This window comes from Pinibacter aurantiacus (assembly GCF_019130065.1).
In the GTDB taxonomy this organism is placed as follows: Bacteria; Bacteroidota; Bacteroidia; order Chitinophagales; family Chitinophagaceae; genus Pinibacter; species Pinibacter aurantiacus.
Window position 1 is genome coordinate 120,021 of record NZ_JAHSPG010000002.1, and the last position, 19,892, is coordinate 139,912.

The following is a 19,892-nucleotide window of genomic DNA, read 5'->3' on the forward strand; positions in this document are numbered from 1 at the left end:
TCAATGACAAAACAGCAATTTATTTCGCAGCTTGAAAAGGCATACGCCAGCTATCTCGCTGACATTGTATTGGGCAAGGCATTTGCTTCGATAGTTCTTCGTGGTGGAAAAAATGATCCTGTCACCACCATTGAATTGCACGAGCAGATGAAGTTCTTTCAACAGTCGGAAAAAACAGAGACAAAATCAGGCTGGACAATTGAATGGGAAGAGTGGAACAGCAAAAAATTTGGCAGACAGCAGTGGCCAAAAAGTATTTCAGTACAGGAAGAAAGTGATCTGCTGTTTCTACTGAAAAAGGAAAAGGAAACTGAAGTTTTCAAATCGGCTGTTCAAATGTTGACTGAATGGAAACCTGAATTGCCACAATGGATATCTCAAAATGTACGAGACATTTTGCCGCTAAAAGAAGTATGGCCGTCGTTGAAGAAGGTTGTTGATTACCTGCTGGTAAATGATGTGAAAGAGTTTTATTTACGAAGTATTCCTGTGCCCGTTCATACAAAGTTTGTAGAGGACCATGGAAGAGTCATTGTAAGCCTGCTTAAATATTTAAAGCCGGAAAAGTTTTCTTCCCAAATATCAGATTTAGAAAGCCTGTTGGATCTGCGGAGGAAGTCGTTTTTGTTCACAGCCCGCTGGCTGGATCGCGACTGTGCGAAAACTTTTACCAACAATATGGTTGTATTGGGGATTACTCCCGAAGATTTGCAGGTGGTGAACTGGAAAATAGATAAAGTTATTCTTACAGAAAACGAAACTTCACTCTATCAGTTACCGGAACTGAAAAATACACTTGCCCTGTGTAGTAATGGGAAAACTGTTTCTCTGCTAAAGAATATTCCTCTGTTGGCAAATACAAGGTTGTTTTATTGGGGGGATATGGATGATGAGGGTTTTCTTATGTTGAACCACCTGCGGCAATTTTACCCGCTTGCCCAAAGCGTCATGATGGATCAGCCAACACTTGACCTGCACGAAGCAGAGATAACAATTCAACCGGTGAAGTATAAGAATATTGACATGCCTGGTTTGAAACCTTCCGAATATGCAGCCTACAAAATGTTAGCAGAAAGAAACGGTCGTTTAGAACAGGAGCAGCTACAACATCTTTACATTAGTAAGTGCGTGACGGATTAAAGTTGTGGTGAAATTAGAGATCACCGTTCGCATCTCAAAGATTACCACTAAGGCACTAAGGGCACTAAGCCTCACTAAGAAATTTTTTAAACCACAGAGTTCGCGGAGGTTTTTTTCACAGAGAAAAGGAGGGTGTGGAGCAACCCTCCTTTTTTCGTTCTTTCGTGCTAACAATTTTGTTGTGGAGACTCTTCTCCTTTCCTCCGTGGTTAAAAAAACAAAAATGCCCGCAACCGCGGGCACTTTGCTAGTGTGGATCTTTATCTATCTTAATAATTCCTCAACGTTAATTCAACCCTTCTGTTTTTCTGGCGACCGGCTACTGTTGTGTTAGGAGCAACTGGTTTTGTATCGCCGTAACCTGTAGCGGTAATGCGCGATGCTGCAACTCCTTTTTTCACAAAGTATGCCTTTACCGCATCTGCACGCTGCTGAGACACTTTCAGGTTTGCTTCTGCTTTGCCTGTGTTATCTGTGTGGCCACTGATTGCAATGTTCAAAGTCGTATCGGCTTTCAACACTTTTACCACTTCATTCAGCTGAGCATTGGAGGTAGCAAGAATCACTGCTTTGCCAGACTGGAAGTAAATGTTTTTTGCTGCCTTTTCAACTTTAGCAATGGTTTCTTTTTTAATAACAGGACAACCGTTGTTTTCTTTTGCACCTGCAACAGTAGGACATTTGTCTTCTTCATCGTTAACGCCGTCTCCGTCCGTATCAGGGATTGGGCAACCATTGTATTTTGCAATACCTGCGATTGTTGGGCATTTATCTTCTTCATCCACGATGCCGTCTTTGTCTGCATCAGGAGCCGGGCAGCCATTGTATTTGGCTAAGCCCGCAACAGTTGGGCATTTGTCAACATCGTCTTTAATGCCATCTTTATCTGTGTCTGGAACAGGGCAGCCATGATACAAAGCAACACCCGCAACTTCAGGGCATTCGTCCTGATCATCAGGAATACCGTCATTGTCTTTATCGCCCACAGGACAACCCTGGTTTGCGGCAGTTCCTTTTATAGTAGGGCATTTATCATTTTCATCTGAGATGCCATCTCCGTCTGTATCTTTTGGTGCAATAGCGGCCACCGGTTTTTTCACTTCAACCGGAGGCTCAGGAGCCGGTTCTTGCACCGTTTTCTTTGCTTTTTTAGATTTATGCTGGATGCCCACGTGAATACCTACATACGCATCTGCCTGTTTGGATTTATCCAGCAATGCGCTCAACACCGCACCTGAACCAAGGAACAATGGTCCTACGCGCAAACCAGCACCCGCATTGAATTTTGTAAGTGTGTTGTAAGTAACAGGAACATAAAAATCGAACACGCTGCTTTCATATCTTGGGGTTAGAGAAACGCTGCTGCTGTACAATGCATTAAAAGGCTTGCCCTCGCTTTTTACAGTAGAAATAAAACCTGCAGCATTAATGAAAACTCTCTTCGCAACTCTATAATCAACATCAATGTTCAGTGTAGTTGGTAAAGAAACACTATAAGTGCTTGCTGTTGCTTTTGGCGTGAAGTATTGAGGATAGCTTTGCAACACTCCATTGTATTCGTTAATGTCTTTTCCGCTCAGCTCGTTCAAATAGAAAGCTTGTCCGGCAGGAATGTGAATATCATATAAACCCGTGTTGATGGCATCTGTATTGTATTTTATTTTACCGAAATCCAACAATGACACGCCAATTTTCAGTTTGTATTTTGTTTTGTTACGTTTCCATGAACCATCTGCGTTCTGATATTTTTCAAAATCTGGTCTGAACTCATACACAAAACCAAGGTCACCGCCGATGCCTCTGGCTTCCAGTTTAGTAAAATCATCTGCGCTAAGATTGTCTGCATTAAGATCAACACCGCCGGCACCTACACCCAATATTCCTGATGCATCAGTTAAATATTTTCCTTTGCCGCCTGCATCTTCTACAACGGTACCACGAAGATTGCTGATTTGTGCATAGGAGTTGCCAATACCACCAAGGTAGCGAAGGGTAACACCTGCTTTAAAGAAATGTTTTCCCTTATCCTGCAATACACGCCCAAATGTAAGGCCGGCCTCTGCCCAGCCGTTCATGGCAAGGCGCTGGTTGTTTGTGCTTCCGTTGGTGTAAGGGTAGGTAATGCCATCCTGCTCGCGAATGGTGTTTACCATTCTACTGTCCACATCATTCACATTTCCAAAACCTCTTACTCTTGTTGTGATAGCAAATGATGTTTTTTGATTTACGTTAAACAATATAGACGGAGCATGCACAGCCAAAGCTACCAATGCATTTGCGGGCTGATTGTTTAACGGAAACAATTTGCTCACAAGACTATCATCTTTAAAAAATTCATTTACTGCGCTTAGTTTGTAAGACGCGTTGTTGTTGCCAACATTTGCATTAAAAGAGAGAAGATTAAAATCCCAATGGAAGCGACTGTCTGCTGCATTTGCGGGGTTTGCAAAAACACCATTCACGCCTGCATAGTTACTGGATCGAAAGCCCGGAAAATCCTGTGCGAATCCAACATTCGAAAGGGCAGATAACACAGTCATTCCTGCCAGCAGCTTTTTGGTACGGCTCATAGGTTTAGAAATTTTTTGCAAATAAAAGGCAGGAATTACAAAAACAGCAAGATGTGTGAATGATTTTATAAATATAACGTGAAGGGCTAAGTGTTATTACTTAGGATAAGGCAGGTGGAATTAATAATTAATAATTAAGAATTAATAGGTGTGGCAACCAGACGGTTAGTTGGCAGTTTTATGTTTGACAAAACAACGGTGCTGCAGCATTCAGTAACGAATGCTGCCCTATTAATTATTCATTATTAATTATTAATTGAAAATTGCGCCGCAATTTTCTCCGCCCACCGCGCATACTCTTTGCCGGAAGGATGCAAACCATCCGCAGCAACAAGGGAGAGATCATCGCACATTTTTCTTGTGCCTTCTGTTATGTCGATAAATGTGATGTTGTGTTTGGCGGCAATAGCTTTTTTCGCAGCGTTGAAAATGTCGATTTCTTTTTTTATTGCAAGAATGTCGCGACCCTCTGCAAATGGCGTTGCGCCCCAATCGGGAATGGACACTACAATTACTTTTTCTGTTTTATTGGCGGCGAAATGGATGGCCTTCTTCAAGAGAAACTCAAAGTCGTTTTCAAATTCTGCCAGTGGCAATTGGCGGTATTGATTGTTTACACCGATCAGCAGCGTTACAAAATCGTATTTATCCGAAAATGTTGTATGCAAGGTATGTTCTGCAAGTTCGAAAGTTGTCCAGCCTGTTTTCGCCACGATCTCCGGCGCGTGGACAGAGAGACCTTTTTTGCGAAGCAGTTGCACAAGTTGATAGGGAAAGCTTTCATAAATGGGAATGCCTTCGCCAATTGTGTATGAATCGCCAAGAGCCAGGTAGGAGAAATGATGTTGTGCCATTTGTCAAAGTAAAAAATAAAAAATAGAAATTCAAAAGCTCTGCGAGGCTTGTAGCCTCGCAGTTCCATTCTGTTGCCTCTGGCAACGGAATCTATGAGGCAATGGAATAATTCTTGAAAGATTAGCCAATCAATCTTTCAAACCCCAACCCATAACTCAAAACTTATTTGAAGTTTTTCAGGATTTCATAAAACCTATACACGTCTGCAAACGAGCAATACATTGGCGCAGGAGCTACGCGTATAACACCCGGTTCACGATAGTCAACAATAATACCGTTGTTGTGCATTTCATCATGTATGCGGCGACCATCATGTTTAAAGAACAACGAAAGCTGCGCCCCACGTTCATCAGAATTTTCTGGAGTGATTATTTCAAATGAAATGTTTGACAACTGTTTCAGCAAGAACTCAAGGTAGTTTGTAAGCGTAATACTTTTTTTGCGAAGGTTGTCGATGCCCGCCTCGTCAAACAATGCCAGTGACGCTTTCAGTGAAACCATGTTGAAAACCTGCGCGGTGCTGATATTCCAGCCAGATGCCAATGGTTTGGGAATGAAGCCTTTTTCCATTTTAAAGCGTGTCTTCTCATCATTGCCCCACCAGCCGCCTAAGCGAGGCGTGTCGATATTGTCTGCATGTTTTTCATGAACAAATAAACCTCCAGTGGCGCCGGGACCTGCATTTAAATATTTATAAGTGCACCATGCGGCAAAATCTACATCCCAGTCATGCAGCGATAGCGGCACGTTACCCGCCACATGCGCAAGATCAAAACCCGCAATGGCGCCGACAGCATGAGCAGCGGCTGTAATGCTTTTCATATTGAACAGCTGACCGGTGTAATAGTTCATGCCACCAAACATCACCATTGCCAATTCATTCGCATTGTTTTTTATCGCCGATAAAATATCTTCTTCATGAAGTAGCTTTTCGCCGTCTCTTGGAGATATTTCAATAATAGCTTCGTCCGGAGAAAAGCCATTTAGTTTTACCAGCGTTTCAACGGCATATTGATCAGATGGAAATGCGCCCGCTTCCATGATGATTTTAAAGCGTTGTTTTGTGGGTTTATAAAAGCTTTGCATCAGCAAATGAAGATTCACGGTGAGCGTATTCATTGCCGTTACTTCATTGTTTTTCGCCCCGATCAGTTTGGCCATAGAGGGTGAAACATAATCCTGGTAATACAGCCACGGATTTTCGCCGCCAAAATAGCCGCCTACAGCGAGTTCACGCCAGCTTTTCAACTCTGTTTCTATCGCTGCAGACACAGACTTCGGTTGTAGTCCTAGTGAGTTGCCACAGAAATAAATTACATCGTTGCCATTGTGTTGAGGAAAAAAGAAGGATTGTTTGAAAGCCTTTAAAGAGTCTGCATTGTCCATCATGGCAGCAAAAGCCGCAGTCGCCTGGAATTGTTCGGTTGTTTGGTTCACCGGTTTAAATTTTTGATTGATAAGCCCAACGCTTAACGCCAAATGCTAAACGCTGATTCTTGCGTTAAGCGTTAGGCCTTGGGCGTTAGGCTGTTTAATGAATTATAGCAATACAAAAATTTCAAAGCAGAATAAACCGCTTTTGTTTTTTGCTTGCTCTCATGTTTTAATTAAACCAAATATAAGGAAATAGCGCCGACACAGATACGCCACGCGGCATCGGCTTAGCAGCATATCTGCGCCAAGGCGCGGAAGCTTTGGGCGTTAGGCGTTGAGCGCTAAGCATTCTGGGTTGGGCATAAAAAAGCCGCTCGTTAAAAGAGCGGCTTCTATTTCTACCTTTTGAATTTTTACTTTTTACTTACTCAAATACATGCTTCTGTCTTTGTAAAGCTGTCTGAAGTAAGGATCTTTCAAATCTTTAATAAAGCGGATCGCTTCACCGGTGCTCTTCATTTCCGGGCCTAACTCTTTGTTTACACCCGGGAATTTATTAAAGCTGAACACTGGTTCTTTGATCGCAAAACCTTTCAGTTTCTTTTCGAATTTGAAATCTGTCAGCTTGTTGGCACCCAACATTATTTTGGTAGCCACATTCAGGTAAGGAATTTGGTATGCCTTTGCAATGAAAGGTGTAGTACGTGATGCACGAGGGTTCGCCTCTATCACAAATACTTTGTTGTCTTTAATTGCAAACTGAATGTTGATCAAACCTTTGATGTTAAGCGCTCTCGCGATTTTTTCGGAGTAATGCTCCATTGTAGTAACAATCATTGGAGAAAGGTTGAACGCCGGTAATACCGCGTTACTATCTCCACTGTGGATACCAGCAGGCTCAATGTGCTCCATCACGCCCATTACGTGGAAGTTTTCGCCATCGAAGATCGCATCTACCTCCGCTTCCTGGCAACGGTCAAGGAAGTGGTCGATCAGGATCTTGTTACCCGGAATGTGTTTCAGCAAACTGATCACCGCTTTTTCAACTTCTTCATCGTTGATCACGATTCTCATTCTTTGTCCTCCCAATACATAGCTTGGACGAACCAACACAGGATAACCAACTTTATTTGCCACAGCTACCGCTTCATCTACATTGTAGGCGGTGCCATATTGTGGATAAGGAATCTCAAGATCTTTCAGCATATCGCTAAAACGACCGCGGTCCTCGGCGATATCCATGTTGTCGAAAGAAGTACCGATGATCTTGATGCCTTTTTCAGTCAATTTTTCAGACAATTTCAAAGCCGTTTGTCCACCCAGCTGAACGATTACACCTTCTGGTTTTTCATGCTCGATGATTTCCCAAAGGTTCTCCCAATAAACAGGCTCGAAGTATAATTTATCTGCAATGTCGAAATCTGTAGAAACGGTTTCAGGGTTACAGTTTACCATAATGGCTTCGTAACCGCACTCTTTAATTGCCAGCAAACCGTGTACGCAGCAGTAGTCAAACTCAATACCCTGGCCAATTCTGTTTGGACCTGAACCAAGTACCACGATCTTTTTCTTATCGCTTACTTTGCTTTCGCTTGCTCCGCCGTTTTCAAATGTAGAGTAGAAGTAAGGAGTTTTCGCTTCAAACTCAGCGCTACAAGTGTCCACCATTTTGAACACGCGGGTAATGCCGTTTTTCTTTCTTATTTCATAAACCTCATCTTCTGTACCGTCGTTCATGATGCGGCAGATCTGCTCATCACTGAAGCCGTTGAATTTTGCTTCGCGCAAAAGTTCGAGTGGAAGTGTAGCCAGTTTATATTTCGCGATCTTTTTCTCGATGATACAGATCTTCTCGATTTCGTAAATGAACCAACGGTCGATACCATGTGATGCTTTTGAAATGGTGTTTACGCTTACGCCTAGCATCAACGCATCTTTAATACGGAAAATGCGGTCCCATTTCGGCGTTTTCAGGTATTCGATCAGTTCTTCCGCGTGCATTTGGCTTTTGCCGTAGTAGCCAAGACCTACTGCATTGTTCTCAAGGCTCTGACAAGCTTTTTGAACTGCTTCAGTAAAGCTTCTGCCGATGGCCATTACCTCACCTACGCTTTTCATTTGCAGGCCAAGTGTGTCTTTCGCGCCTTTGAACTTATCGAAGTTCCAGCGGGGGATCTTAACGATAACGTAGTCCAAAGCCGGCTCGAAGTATGCGGAAGTAGTTTTTGTGATTTGATTTTCCAGTTCATCCAAAGTGTAGCCAATCGCCAGTTTTGCAGCAATTTTAGCGATAGGATAACCTGTAGCTTTAGAAGCGAGTGCAGAAGAACGGCTCACACGAGGGTTGATTTCGATGGCGATGATCTCTTCTGTTTCGGGATTCATGGCAAACTGAACGTTACAACCACCTGCGAAGTTGCCCAGGTCGCGCATCATCATGATGGCAGTGTTACGCATCAACTGGAAGGCTGTATCGCTAAGCGTCATTGCAGGAGCCACTGTAATGGAATCTCCCGTGTGAACGCCCATTGGGTCGAAGTTTTCAACGGTACATATAATTACCACGTTGTCGTTTGCATCGCGAAGCAGTTCCAGCTCGAATTCTTTCCAGCCCAAAACAGCCTGCTCTACAAGTACTTCATGTATTGGAGATGCTTGCAAACCGCGGTTAAGCGCTTCGTCAAGATCATCTTTATCGTGAACGAAACCGCCACCGGTTCCACCCAAAGTGAAGGAAGGGCGGATTACAAGCGGGAAGCCGATTTCCTGCGCAAATTCTTTTCCTTCAAGGAAAGAGTTCGCAGTTTTAGCAGTTGCTACGTTTACGCCCAGTCTGATCATCCACTGGCGGAACAACTCACGGTCCTCTGCTTTATCAATTGCTTTAATGTCTACACCGATCAGGCGCACGTTGAATTTCTCCCACAAACCAAGATCTTCCACCTCTTTACAAAGGTTAAGTGCAGTTTGTCCGCCCATGGTAGGCAACACTGCGTCTATCTGGTTCTCCTCGAGAATTTGTTCAATGCTTTCTGCGGTAAGAGGCAACAGGTAAACTTTGTCGGCCATCATCGGATCCGTCATAATGGTAGCGGGGTTGCTGTTGATCAGGATAACTTTTATCCCTTCTTCTCTCAAACTGCGGGCAGCCTGAGTACCAGAATAATCAAACTCACACGCTTGACCAATAATAATAGGACCTGAACCGATAATAAGTACTGACTTGATAGATGTATCTTTTGGCATGGTAGGAAAAAATAAATTGCGCAAAAGTACGATGACGAAAGTTATAATTGGCGATAAATAAATTTTTTTTTCACCGGAACGGTCATAAAAGAGTCATAGTCAGCGTTTCACGCATTTATGATTATTTCTTTAAGCTTTCTCAAGAGAGAATGGGACGCAGATTTTCATGATTGTCATGGTTTATCATGATTTTGGTCTTGAGACTTGAGTCGACCTTTGAACTTTGAACCTCAATATAAATCGTCACTAATCATGACAATCATGAAAATCTGCGTTCCATTTCCTAAAAGCGCAGTCCCACTTTAACTGCCAGTCTGTTAAAATTATAGTTATAAGTGTCTACAGTGTGGTTCCATGCATCTCCCCAGGAACGCTCTTTCTTAAAACTCTTATAGCTGTAGCCGGCACTCAAGAGTACTGCCTGTCTTTTATGAAAGTAAAAAGCATAGCCAACACCACCCTCAAAGCAGCCACCATTTTTGTAGTCATAAAATGCGTCCTTGTCATCCGCGTAAATGCTCACGCCTCCATCGAGGTATACGAAAGGCTTGTAGTTCGTTTGCCCAAACTCCTTTCTCACATCAAGAAAAACGGGCACCGTAAAATATTGATGAAAATCTACTCCGGCGCCCACACCGGCAAACCAACCTTTATAGCAGGCTCCATTGAGTGTTTGAAATGCAACTGTCGTAGCACTTTGGTTTCCCAAAACGCCCACCTGGTTTATAGAGCTGAACTTGGCTTTGTTTTGCGCATTGGCAAATGATACACTGGCCAGCACACAAAACAATAAAATGATTGTCGACTTCATTATTTCACGGATATTTTACTGAGCAATTTTAAATTGGACGGATTGCTGTAGTCGTATTGATAAAGCCCGTCTTTCGCAACAACCAATGCTACTTTATTATTGGCAATGACATCGTAGGTTTCAATGCCGGAAATGGTTTGTTGTGATTCGATATTTACACCATCCGCAGTTTTATAAACCCGCAGTCCGTCCGGACCATCACAAATGAAAAGCAGATCGCCATCTTTTGAAAGGCCGCGGGGGTTGGTCATTAAATGGGTTTTCAGTAAAACCGGATTCTTGAGATTTTCAATATTCAACACTTCGAGCTGGTTGGTGTAGCCTGCGCAGGTGTTGCCAGAGCGCAATGTTACATAGGCAAACTTGCTGTCTGCTATCACAGGATCGCAACTGCGTACGTGCTCAAACTGGCCTTCCTGAACGGGATTGGCGGCGTTGTCAATATTGTAAATGAACATGCCGCTGGTAGAACCAATGAAGAGTTTGTTCTGGAAAGGAAAAATGGTTTCAACCGTCCTTTGAACGTCAATGGTTTTTTCAAATGAAGGTTGCTTTGGTGAAGAAAGATTAAATGCTTTTAATGAAGACTGGTGAACAGTATACAAGTGATCTTTTGCTAAAGCAAACCTCGCCGTGGATCCGCCAATGCCTGCAGGGGATGTTACTGTGCCCTGAGAAGCTGTGTAGGAATTGAGCGTGACTCCATCGAAGTACAAAATCAGGTTCTTGTTTTTTCCGCAATCAATATCAATAGTGGTATCTCTTTTTATCCAGTCAACAACAACCGATTTTATATTCGATCCGCTGACCGGGTCGTACGAGTTGTAGTATCCGTATACGGGAAATATATTTTCAGTAAAAGTCAGTGCTTTCGCATCCAGAGGGTTGGTTATGTCTATTGTAACAAGGTCCGAGTAGGAATCTGCATACAGGATATTTCCTTTAACGGCCATGTCCACGTTGCCCGGAATGTCTATGAATGCTACGTTCTGTGGAGACGATGGATTGGAGTTATCGTAAATGTGAATGCCTTTGTTTAAATCGTTCAGGAAAATGTATTTGCCATACAAATAGATCTTGCCGGGCAATTCTACATTTTTGGCAGGGTTGCTTTTCATTTCGGCCCTTACCTGTGCAGTGGTTTTATAAACAGGTACAAAATAAGTGTAGGATTTTGAACAGTTATCTTTAAAGCAGCCGGGTAAAAGAAAGGTCAATAAGGTCCCTATGCCTACGACACAGGCACCTACAAGCAGCGTTTTCTTTTTCATTATAGAGGGTTTTCATGCTCTGACACATAAAAAACTACCAGCGTTGCTTTCTTTTAACATTATTTATGCTTCGACAAGCTCAGCATGACACCCTGAGTGCAATGTCAGGCTGAGCTTGTCGAAGCCCAAATAAAAAGCCCCCGAAAAAATCGGGGGCATCAGGAAACGATCAATGTACTAAACTATTTATGAGACTGAATTCTACTATGCTTTGTGGAATGCAGCCATTTCAATATCGTCCAGCAGCAACTTGCCTGCACGTTTCTCTTTCTTCAATTCTGACAAATGTTGTTTTTCGTCAGCGTCACTGACCCATTTAAAGATGAATTTCTGTTTCGCTTCATGTCCTTTAAACACACCAATTACTGATCCGATCACGATTGCCACGAGGATTACCAGGTTTTGTTTCATACTTTTCATAACTCATCTTTTTAAATAGTTCAACAATATATATTAGACAACTTTTACGTTGAAAACGCTGTATCCGAATTATACAAAATGCATACCCGAATTAGGGTATTTTTGAAAAAACAGGAGCTATTAATCAGAGAGAACTAGATCTTTAACCTTTTTAAAACATTTTTAGTGACCAGGTGGAAAATCACTTAATGATTAATACGGCATCAAGTAAAATGTCACCCTTATTTTTATCACAAATTTTTCATTTTTTAAAAATTTGCCTTTGGCTGCAGACTCAGTGTTCACGGTACTTCCAGGGCAATTAACAAGGGGGATGATTATAGGTGCGAAGTTTTATTTTATTTTTACGGATTATCATTTTAATAACAATGAATTACAGCAAAAAGTTTTTACTCACCACAATATTTTTTGGCATCGCAGGGCAGGCATTAGTCGCGCAAATCTTTACAACGAAAACATATCCCAAAGATTTTTTTAACAACCCGTTAAATATACCCATTAACCTTGCCGGAAATCTCGGAGAGCTTCGGCCAAACCATTACCACATGGGGCTTGACATTAAAACGCAGCAACGTGAAAACCTTCCGGTGCATGCCGCTGCAGACGGTTACGTGTCACGCATCAAGATAGAGCCCGCGGGCTTTGGAAGAGCTATTTATATTAATCATCCCAATGGATATACAACAGTGTATTGCCACCTGAATGATTTCAATCCGCAGATTGAAGCCTGGGTAAAGCAACAACAATACAATCTCGAATCGTGGAAAGTTTTCCTCGATGTGCCTGCAAATCTGTTCGTTGTAAAAAAGGGAGATTTCATTGCATATAGCGGAAACACTGGTGGATCACAGGCTCCGCACGTGCATTTTGAAATTCGCAGAACAGCTGATGATGTGAACGTAAACCCAATGTTGTTTGGGCTTCCCATTGCAGACAACACTTCGCCGGTGATAACAAGACTCGCCCTCTACAACAGGCTAACGAGCGTTTATGAGCAATCGCCCCGCATGCTGCCTATCAAGAAAATTGCAGGTGGATATGAGACAAGTCAGGATATTGTTACCGTAAGCAATGCAAAAGTCAGTTTTGCCGTTGGTACGTACGACACACAGTCCGGCTCCAGTAATCAGAACGGCGTTTTCCAGGGAGAACTTTATGATAATGACAAAGCCGTTATAGGTTTTGAAATGGACAATATAAGTTATGATGACACGAGATACATCAATGCCCACGTAGATTACAAGATGAAGGCAAACGGCGGCCCTTATGTAGAGCATCTTAGCGAACTGCCCGGCTACATTCACTCTATATATAAAAAGGTAAGTGGTGATGGTGTGATTGACCTGAGTGATAAAGGGGTTCACAATATTAAGATCATTATTAAAGATGCCTATGGCAACTCGTCTTTTGTACAAACCAAAGTACAGTGGAATGGAAGCGCTACGCCTGCATCTACTGCCGCCGGCAAAATGTTTTACCCGATGATGCTGGATGTTTCTGAAAATCCTGAGTGCGAGTTTTATATGGGTGAAAGGTGCTTGTACGATTCTGTACATATTGCTTATAAGGCAAGCGCTGCTACTGCTCCGGCTGCGGTTTCTGCTATCCATACCATTGGTGCACCTTATATTCCTTTACAGGATGCAATGGTGGTGCGTATTAAGCCCGGCAAAACATTGTCGCCCGACGAACAGAGCAAGGTAGTAATGCAACGATTCGCGGGTTCTAAAAAAGAAGTGATGGCGGTAGAGTGGAACAATGGCTGGGCCGCTGCAAAGTTTAAAGATTTTGGAAGCTATCAATTGTTAGTAGACAATGAAGCGCCTGAAATTACTCCGGTTGGCTTTGCAAATGGAAGTAATGTCAGTCATTTGTCAAGGCTGGTGATTAGTGTGAAGGACAATTTCGGAAAATATAAAAACTTCCGCGCCGAGCTCGACGGCAAATGGCTACGATTCACGAATGACAAGGGGTTGAGCTTCATTTATAAAATAGACGAGAAGTTTCTACCCGGCACACACACATTGAAGATATCAGTGGAAGATGAGGCGGGAAATAAGAGCGTGAAGGAGTTTAGCTTGACAAGATAAATTGAATAACTGAGTAACTGAATAACTGAATGTTTACGTTTAACAGGCTTTTCTGACTTTAAGCTTTCTGTTATTCGGTTTATTCAATTATTCAGCTCTGCCCTAATCCGGCAGCACCTCGGCATTATAACCGAACTCCTGCAGCAAACTTATCAGCGATGCATGCTGCACTTCATCCTCGTTGCTTTTTACACGCAGAATTTTATCGCAATCATCCAGGTCAAAGTTTGCTCTGTAATGACGGAAGATCGCATGTATGCGCTCGATCAGCATATTGGCGATATGCAGCTCAGTTACATCGGTTTTGAATACTTCTATCATTTTGAAATGTTTTAAACTGTGCCTAACGCCGAATGCCTAACGCAGAACGCAGTTTGAGTGCTGCACCCTGCGTTGAGCATTAAGCGTTGCGCGTTAGGCTTTATTCGGAGAGCTGGAAGTGATACAGGCCATTAAGCAAATGCCGTATTTCCAGAATAGCTTGTTCCATTTGATGCAGCTTTTAGTTTTCTCAACTTGTGATAATATATATAAGAGCCTGCAATGCATGCCAGACCTATTACCAGAGGGAACCATCCTGATGCCGGGTCGCCTACGCAAATGAATGAATAGATGGCTCCGATAAGATCAAATGTAAGTCCCGCATATACCCATTCTTTGATTCTGGGATAGCCGGGAACAAGCAATGCAATACATCCCAATAATTTTGCCACACCTGTAAAAGGGACAAAGTAAACGGGATAATTAAGGTGATCATGTATCAACTTAACGGAATCTTCAGATTTAATAATACTGGGAACTGCGCCAACGCCCATTAGCAGGAGCACCAGCACAGTGAATATCCAGTATATAATTTTCGTCTTTTTCATCTTGATTTACTTTTAGTGATGTTGAGGTATGAAATAGAAGCACAGCCGACTTATCGATTGTTAGGTGGAACGTTTTGCGTGTCATAGCTGATCATCCACTGGATGCCGAATTTGTCTGTAAACATACCGTAGTAAGCTCCCCAGAAAGTATCGCCCATTGGCATTGCTACCTGGCCGCCATTTGAAAGGCCGTTAAAAAGCTTGTCTGCTTCTTCCTTGCTATCGGCACCAATGGCGATGGAAAAATTATTGCCGCTTACTTTTTGCTGGCCCATCGATTCAACAACGTCTGTGCCCATGAGCACATCGCTTTTGCCAATTGGCAAAGAAATGTGCATGATCTTGCTCTTGTCAGCGTCAGATAGTTTGTCGAAGCCCGGCACATCCTTCACATCGCCCATGCGCATTAGCATGAAGAAATCTCCGCCAAAAACTGATTTGTAAAAATTGAAAGCTTCTTCGGTATTACCGTTGAAATTTAAATAAGGATTGAGAACTGCCATGATTGTAAGTTTTTATGGTGTTGTTTAAAATGTCGGGTGGTGAATGGTCAATCGTGAATGGTTCGAAATTCAATCTCTCCGACTTACGATCGATGCAATCAATGGGAACGGTGTTTGTCATCCCGAGGAACGAGGGATGTGGGTATTGCCCAATCTTGTTGCTTGTTTGAGTCACAGATCCCTTGTTCCTCGGGATGACAAACAACAGGCTGTTGGTTTTTCAATCACTTTGATTCTGAAGCATTAATTTACTAATGAGTGTCACGCTGTAACCTTCATGCTTTCGAGCTCCCGCTCCAGCCTGTCAAAATTCTCTTCATTCTTTTCCGGAGCAAATGATCTAATCTTGTCGCACTCTTCTTTGGTATCGAAAAGCATTTTGAAAACGATCTTTGTTTTCATTTCCGAGACCGGCTCAAATGTTACGAGGCTCTGAAACAATGGTTTTGAAATGCGATACCATGCGATCTGCTTTCCTTCTTCCACTTTAATGAATACACATTCATTTTCGTAATTGCCGCCTTCTGGTCCATGGCATAGTGAACTTCCATTTACCGCCGTGCTGCAGGTCATGTTCATGAAAAGTATTTGTAAAGCCATTAGGTCCCCACCAATTTTTTAAATGATTAGGATCGGCCCATGCTTTGTAAGCAATGGAACTATTGGCATTCACCACTCTTATCGTAATAATTTCAGTATCTGCTGTAGTCTTAATGATCTCTCTTAATAGTTCCATAAAAGTTTGCTTTTAATACTCATGAAAAAATCAGTGTAAATCAGTCCAATCCGTGTCATCTGTGTGCTCCCTTCTCTCTAACTAAGCAAAGTCAAATAGCCTTCCAAACGATCCATTGTTTCTTTCTGACCTTGAACAGCATTGTATTCTTTTACTACAAAATCACGATCCGCTGCAGTTTGGAACAGCATGTTCATGGTCACTTGTGTTTTATTTTTTGTTATTTCTTCAAACTCTACCGTTACATAAAAACTTCCTTTCGTATCATCAGGACCTGAGCCATGATCAAAGGCCAATTTTTCAGGGCTTTTCACTTCACGATACTTGATATAGTTTGGATAGTCTCTTCCATCAGGCCCATGCATAATGAAATCCCAAACGCCACCCGGACGCACTTCCATTTTTTTCGTAGTAAGTGTAAAGCCGCTTGGTCCCCACCACTGAGCAACATGCTCCGGGCTTGTCCACACTTTAAAGACCAGTTCACGTGGCGCATTGAAAACACGTACAGAGCGTATCTCCCTGTTGGCCGTGCTACTTGCGTGTTCTTTTACTTGTTCCATCATTTTTCTTTTTTGTTTTTGAATCATTTTTGGATTGCAGCTCGCTCAAATAATTGTCGAGAGAATCGAGACGTGCTTTCCAGAACTGCCGGTATTGTTCCACCCAGTCAGACACTTCGTTCAGCTTTTGCAGTTTCGCTTCGCAAAAGCGTTCGCGGCCTTGTTGCTTAATCTCTATCAACCCGCATTCTGTGAGGATTTTAATGTGTTTATAAACAGCGGTACGGCTCACATCAAAATTCTCCGTGACTGTATTCACGTTTAGCGGCTGATGTGCAATCATGTTTATGATCGCTCGTCTGGTGGGGTCGGCTATTGCCTGGAAAACATCTCTTCTCATAAAATATGCAACCTTTTGGTTACAAAATTATATGCAACCTTTCGGTTTCACAAGTGTTTTCGAAAAAATATTTTTGAGCATTAGCAATTCCATTGATTTTCAAAGAACACAAAACGAAAGATTATTTGTAAGGCGCATACACCAGCAGTATGACGCCGTTGCTAAACATTTTTGACCGCAACAACTTTAGTTTGAGCTTGTGATCAACTGTGAAAAGTGGAATGCCGTTTCCAATGGCAATGGGAGCCACCCAAATCCTGTATTCATCTATCAGTTCATGTTCTATGAACGACTGAGCCATGCCAATGCCTCCCCAGAGTATGATATCTTTTCCACGATGTTTTTTAAGTGCAGCTACTTCTTCAACATCGCTTTTGCTGGCCAGTCGCGAATTGTTCCAGTTAACTTCGGCAAGGGTTTTAGAGAAAACAATTTTTGGCAGATCATTCATCCGTTTTGCAAACTCCACATCCCGTTTTCTGATGATTGGATTGACCGCCGCTTCAGGCCAGAAAATGGACATGCCTTCATAGGTTCCTCTTCCCACCAGAATAGTATCAACGTTATTCAGCTGTTGCCATGCATACTCGGCCATCTCTTCGTTCCAGTTATCAAAGTGCCAGTCCAGTTCTTTATTAGGGCCGGCCATAAAGCCATCCAGCGTAACATTTGTTGATAGGATTAATTTTTTCATTACTTTTTATTCTTCAGACAGTCCTTTTATTTTTTGCAATGCTTTGTCCCATAAAGGCGTGCACATCTCCATAAATTTAACCGGACCCTCAAGTTCTACAAGTATGGATGTATTGCCGTTCGTGTTTGAAAGCGAATAAATTTCAGTGGCTCCTATCCATTGTTTTGCGTCGTCGCTGGTGGTTGTTTCTTGTCCATTTTCCACTACGCCCTCATATCGCATGGATATCTTTTCATTCGGTTTTAGTTCAACAATTTTTCCGAAGACGCCATTTTTGTCCCCATCCAGAAATGTTACCTTGCTCCCTTGCTGCCAGTCTGTAACTGCATATGAGCCTTCCATAAACGCAGCGTACCAAATGCGGTTGAACTTATCTTGCGTGAGCACGTTCCAGACTTTCGATGCCGGAGCCTTCACATCAATTGATTTTTTGATTGTTCCTCTTTCCATGATAAAGCAATTTTTAATTAGTAAATAGAAGGTTAATTAATTAGCTCTCACAGGTTCGTAGCACAGCAACACATTGCCGGAGCCGAAAATTCTGGATCGTATCAATTTTAATTTTCGCTTGCCGGCCAAACCATTTAAAAAACTGTGTCCAGTGCCCAGCACGATAGGGTTTATAAGGAAATGAAACTCATCAATAAGGTTGTGTTCAATGAAAGTTTTGGCGAGATTGGAACTGGCAAACAACGCAATGTCCCGGCCCGGCTGCTCCTTTAATTTTTGTACTTCTTCCGCAATGTTTGCATTCACCACTTTGGTATTGTTCCATGTGGCGGTTTTTAACTTTTTAGAAAAAACCACTTTTGGTAATTCATTCATATACCTTGCCACAATTGGGTCCGCCTTTATCGCCTCCTCTGTTGGCCAGAAACTTTCCATGAGCTCATAAGTCACTCTTCCAAAAAGCAGCGTGTCGAAGCCGCCAAGCATTTCAATTGTATAATTATCAAACTCCTCGTCCACATTGTGCCAGTTAAGGCCTTTGTTGTGGTCCTCAAAATAGCCGTCGAGGCTAATGAGTGTTTGAGCAATAAGTTTACGCATGGTGGAGAGTTTAATAATTACAATACAAACTTACCATGCATGCAAAAAGGTAGTGAGGTGCAAATGCAACATTCTAAGGGGTTGATTACGACAATAAGATTCTCTACTTTTATTGCATGAAACACATATCCATATTAGTACCTCGTGGCCACACAAGCGTAACGAATATTGAAGGTAGTCACCAGGTGTTCTGTGAAGTAAATGGTATACTTGCCAGCATGGGAAGAGATCCTTTGTTTAAAGTGGAACTTGTAGGGCTTGGGCACGACACCAGCCAACGCAATGGACTTTTCACTATCGATCCTCACAAATTGATCAACGATGTAAAGAAAACGGATCTCATTGTTATCCCGGCCATGCTGGGAAATGATATCGCCGCATCTATAGAAATGAACAAAGAGTTTATTCCCTGGATAATGGACCAACGTGCAAACGGTGCTGAATTGGCGAGCTTTTGTGTTGGCAGTTTCTTTCTTGCTTCTACCGGCTTGCTGAAAGGAAAACAATGCGCAACACACTGGAGATTTACCAATGAGTTTCGCGAAATGTTTCCTGACGTTAACCTTGTAGATGATAAAATAATAACTGAAGCCGATGGCATCTACACAAGCGGCGGCGCTTACTCTTACGTAAATCTTCTTGCTTACCTGGTAGAACGATATGCAGGCCGCGAGATAGCGATAGTGGTTGCAAAGGCGTTTATGATTGACATTGATCGCGACAGCCAGTCGCCGTTCATCATGTTCAAGGGACAAAAAAATCATGAAGATGAGCCGGTGAAAAAAGCACAGGAGTTTATTGAAAATAATTTCCAGGAACGCATCACCGTTGATCAACTCGCTTCCAATCTCGCGCTGGGCCGCAGAAGCCTCGAACGCAGATTTAAAAAAGCAACCTGCAATACCGTTACCGAATACATTCAACGCGTAAAAGTAGAAGCTGCTAAAAAAAGCTTCGAAACAAGCAGGAAAAATATCCAGGAAGTTATGTACGACGTTGGCTACTCCGACATTAAAGCCTTTCGCACAGTCTTCAAAAAAACAACAGGATTGTCGCCGCTGGAGTATAGGAATAAGTATAATAAGCAAGCTGTCGCTTAGGACGAATTAATAATTAATAATTAAAAATTAATAGAGCTGCATTCGTTAATGGATGCAGCTTTGTTGTAGATCGACATAGGGTAGCATACTTTACTCTTTGATGCTACACCTATTAATTACTAATTATTAATTATTAATTAGTAATTGCTTTTGTCTCAAAAGCCTCTCTCTTTGTCGCAACCGCCCATCACTCCCCAGTCTCTTCCTCACTATGTTTGTGTTACAATAACAACAACAAAACACACACTTTAAAACTTGTC

The 19,892-nt window shown here is 42.4% G+C and carries 20 protein-coding genes; 3 read left to right on the plus strand and 17 right to left on the minus strand.

The window, feature by feature from the left end:
- The first annotated feature begins 3 nt into the window (after positions 1 to 3).
- Positions 4 to 1,140: a Wadjet anti-phage system protein JetD domain-containing protein gene (locus KTO63_RS03780; RefSeq protein WP_217789815.1), complete on the plus strand. Its 1,137-nt coding sequence runs from the start codon at positions 4 to 6 to the stop codon at positions 1,138 to 1,140.
- Between the two features lie 269 nt (positions 1,141 to 1,409).
- Here the strand turns inward: KTO63_RS03780 and KTO63_RS03785 are convergent, their stop codons facing one another.
- The 7 genes from KTO63_RS03785 to KTO63_RS03815 form a co-directional block, all read right to left on the minus strand.
- On the minus strand, positions 1,410 to 3,710 hold the full coding sequence (locus tag KTO63_RS03785; protein ID WP_217789817.1) for a DUF5723 family protein: 2,301 nt from the start codon (positions 3,708 to 3,710) through the stop codon (positions 1,410 to 1,412).
- A 245-nt stretch (positions 3,711 to 3,955) separates the two neighbouring features.
- Positions 3,956 to 4,564 (minus strand): SGNH/GDSL hydrolase family protein, encoded by a 609-nt coding sequence (locus KTO63_RS03790; RefSeq protein ID WP_217789819.1) that lies wholly within the window; start codon positions 4,562 to 4,564, stop codon positions 3,956 to 3,958.
- A gap of 163 nt (positions 4,565 to 4,727) precedes the next feature.
- Positions 4,728 to 6,002, minus strand: coding sequence for a kynureninase (gene kynU, locus KTO63_RS03795; RefSeq protein ID WP_317195735.1), 1,275 nt, complete (start codon positions 6,000 to 6,002; stop codon positions 4,728 to 4,730).
- 357 nt (positions 6,003 to 6,359) lie between these two features.
- Positions 6,360 to 9,185 carry a carbamoyl-phosphate synthase large subunit gene (gene carB, locus KTO63_RS03800; protein ID WP_217789820.1) on the minus strand — a complete coding sequence of 942 codons (2,826 nt, stop codon included), beginning with the start codon at positions 9,183 to 9,185 and terminating at the stop codon, positions 6,360 to 6,362.
- 283 nt (positions 9,186 to 9,468) lie between these two features.
- Positions 9,469 to 9,996: a hypothetical protein gene (locus KTO63_RS03805; protein ID WP_217789821.1), complete on the minus strand. Its 528-nt coding sequence runs from the start codon at positions 9,994 to 9,996 to the stop codon at positions 9,469 to 9,471.
- A complete protein-coding gene (locus tag KTO63_RS03810) occupies positions 9,996 to 11,267 on the minus strand; it encodes an LVIVD repeat-containing protein (protein WP_217789822.1) in 1,272 nt (423 codons plus the stop codon). The genes KTO63_RS03805 and KTO63_RS03810 overlap by 1 nt, the downstream gene beginning before the upstream one ends.
- A gap of 204 nt (positions 11,268 to 11,471) precedes the next feature.
- The gene (locus KTO63_RS03815) at positions 11,472 to 11,687 is read right to left on the minus strand and encodes a hypothetical protein (RefSeq protein ID WP_217789823.1); all 216 of its coding nucleotides are present in this window, start codon (positions 11,685 to 11,687) and stop codon (positions 11,472 to 11,474) included.
- Between the two features lie 368 nt (positions 11,688 to 12,055).
- On the opposite strand from KTO63_RS03815, the gene KTO63_RS03820 reads away from it, so the two are divergent.
- Positions 12,056 to 13,777: a M23 family metallopeptidase gene (locus KTO63_RS03820; RefSeq protein ID WP_217789824.1), complete on the plus strand. Its 1,722-nt coding sequence runs from the start codon at positions 12,056 to 12,058 to the stop codon at positions 13,775 to 13,777.
- A 102-nt stretch (positions 13,778 to 13,879) separates the two neighbouring features.
- Here the strand turns inward: KTO63_RS03820 and KTO63_RS03825 are convergent, their stop codons facing one another.
- The 10 genes from KTO63_RS03825 to KTO63_RS03870 form a co-directional block, all read right to left on the minus strand.
- The gene (locus KTO63_RS03825) at positions 13,880 to 14,098 is read right to left on the minus strand and encodes a hypothetical protein (RefSeq protein ID WP_217789825.1); all 219 of its coding nucleotides are present in this window, start codon (positions 14,096 to 14,098) and stop codon (positions 13,880 to 13,882) included.
- Between the two features lie 131 nt (positions 14,099 to 14,229).
- Positions 14,230 to 14,646 carry a DoxX family protein gene (locus KTO63_RS03830; RefSeq protein ID WP_217789826.1) on the minus strand — a complete coding sequence of 139 codons (417 nt, stop codon included), beginning with the start codon at positions 14,644 to 14,646 and terminating at the stop codon, positions 14,230 to 14,232.
- A 50-nt stretch (positions 14,647 to 14,696) separates the two neighbouring features.
- Positions 14,697 to 15,149, minus strand: a complete 453-nt coding sequence (locus tag KTO63_RS03835) for a VOC family protein (RefSeq protein WP_217789827.1) — start codon at positions 15,147 to 15,149, stop codon at positions 14,697 to 14,699.
- A gap of 261 nt (positions 15,150 to 15,410) precedes the next feature.
- Positions 15,411 to 15,728: an SRPBCC domain-containing protein gene (locus KTO63_RS03840; protein WP_217789828.1), complete on the minus strand. Its 318-nt coding sequence runs from the start codon at positions 15,726 to 15,728 to the stop codon at positions 15,411 to 15,413.
- Entirely contained in the window at positions 15,652 to 15,885 is a 234-nt protein-coding gene (locus KTO63_RS03845) for an SRPBCC domain-containing protein (RefSeq protein WP_217789829.1), read from the minus strand. Before KTO63_RS03845 ends, KTO63_RS03840 begins: the two co-directional genes overlap by 77 nt.
- Before the next feature lie 77 nt (positions 15,886 to 15,962).
- Complete coding sequence (locus tag KTO63_RS03850) at positions 15,963 to 16,451, minus strand: SRPBCC family protein (RefSeq protein ID WP_217789830.1); 489 nt, start codon at positions 16,449 to 16,451, stop codon at positions 15,963 to 15,965.
- Complete coding sequence (locus KTO63_RS03855) at positions 16,420 to 16,788, minus strand: ArsR/SmtB family transcription factor (RefSeq protein ID WP_217789831.1); 369 nt, start codon at positions 16,786 to 16,788, stop codon at positions 16,420 to 16,422. Before KTO63_RS03855 ends, KTO63_RS03850 begins: the two co-directional genes overlap by 32 nt.
- A gap of 121 nt (positions 16,789 to 16,909) precedes the next feature.
- Positions 16,910 to 17,482, minus strand: coding sequence for a dihydrofolate reductase family protein (locus KTO63_RS03860; RefSeq protein ID WP_217789832.1), 573 nt, complete (start codon positions 17,480 to 17,482; stop codon positions 16,910 to 16,912).
- A gap of 6 nt (positions 17,483 to 17,488) precedes the next feature.
- Positions 17,489 to 17,932: an SRPBCC family protein gene (locus KTO63_RS03865; protein ID WP_217789833.1), complete on the minus strand. Its 444-nt coding sequence runs from the start codon at positions 17,930 to 17,932 to the stop codon at positions 17,489 to 17,491.
- A 36-nt stretch (positions 17,933 to 17,968) separates the two neighbouring features.
- A complete protein-coding gene (locus KTO63_RS03870; protein ID WP_217789834.1) occupies positions 17,969 to 18,532 on the minus strand; it encodes a dihydrofolate reductase family protein in 564 nt (187 codons plus the stop codon).
- Positions 18,533 to 18,648: 116 nt separating this feature from the next.
- On the opposite strand from KTO63_RS03870, the gene KTO63_RS03875 reads away from it, so the two are divergent.
- Positions 18,649 to 19,632 carry a GlxA family transcriptional regulator gene (locus KTO63_RS03875; protein ID WP_217789835.1) on the plus strand — a complete coding sequence of 328 codons (984 nt, stop codon included), beginning with the start codon at positions 18,649 to 18,651 and terminating at the stop codon, positions 19,630 to 19,632.
- The last annotated feature ends 260 nt before the right edge of the window (positions 19,633 to 19,892 follow it).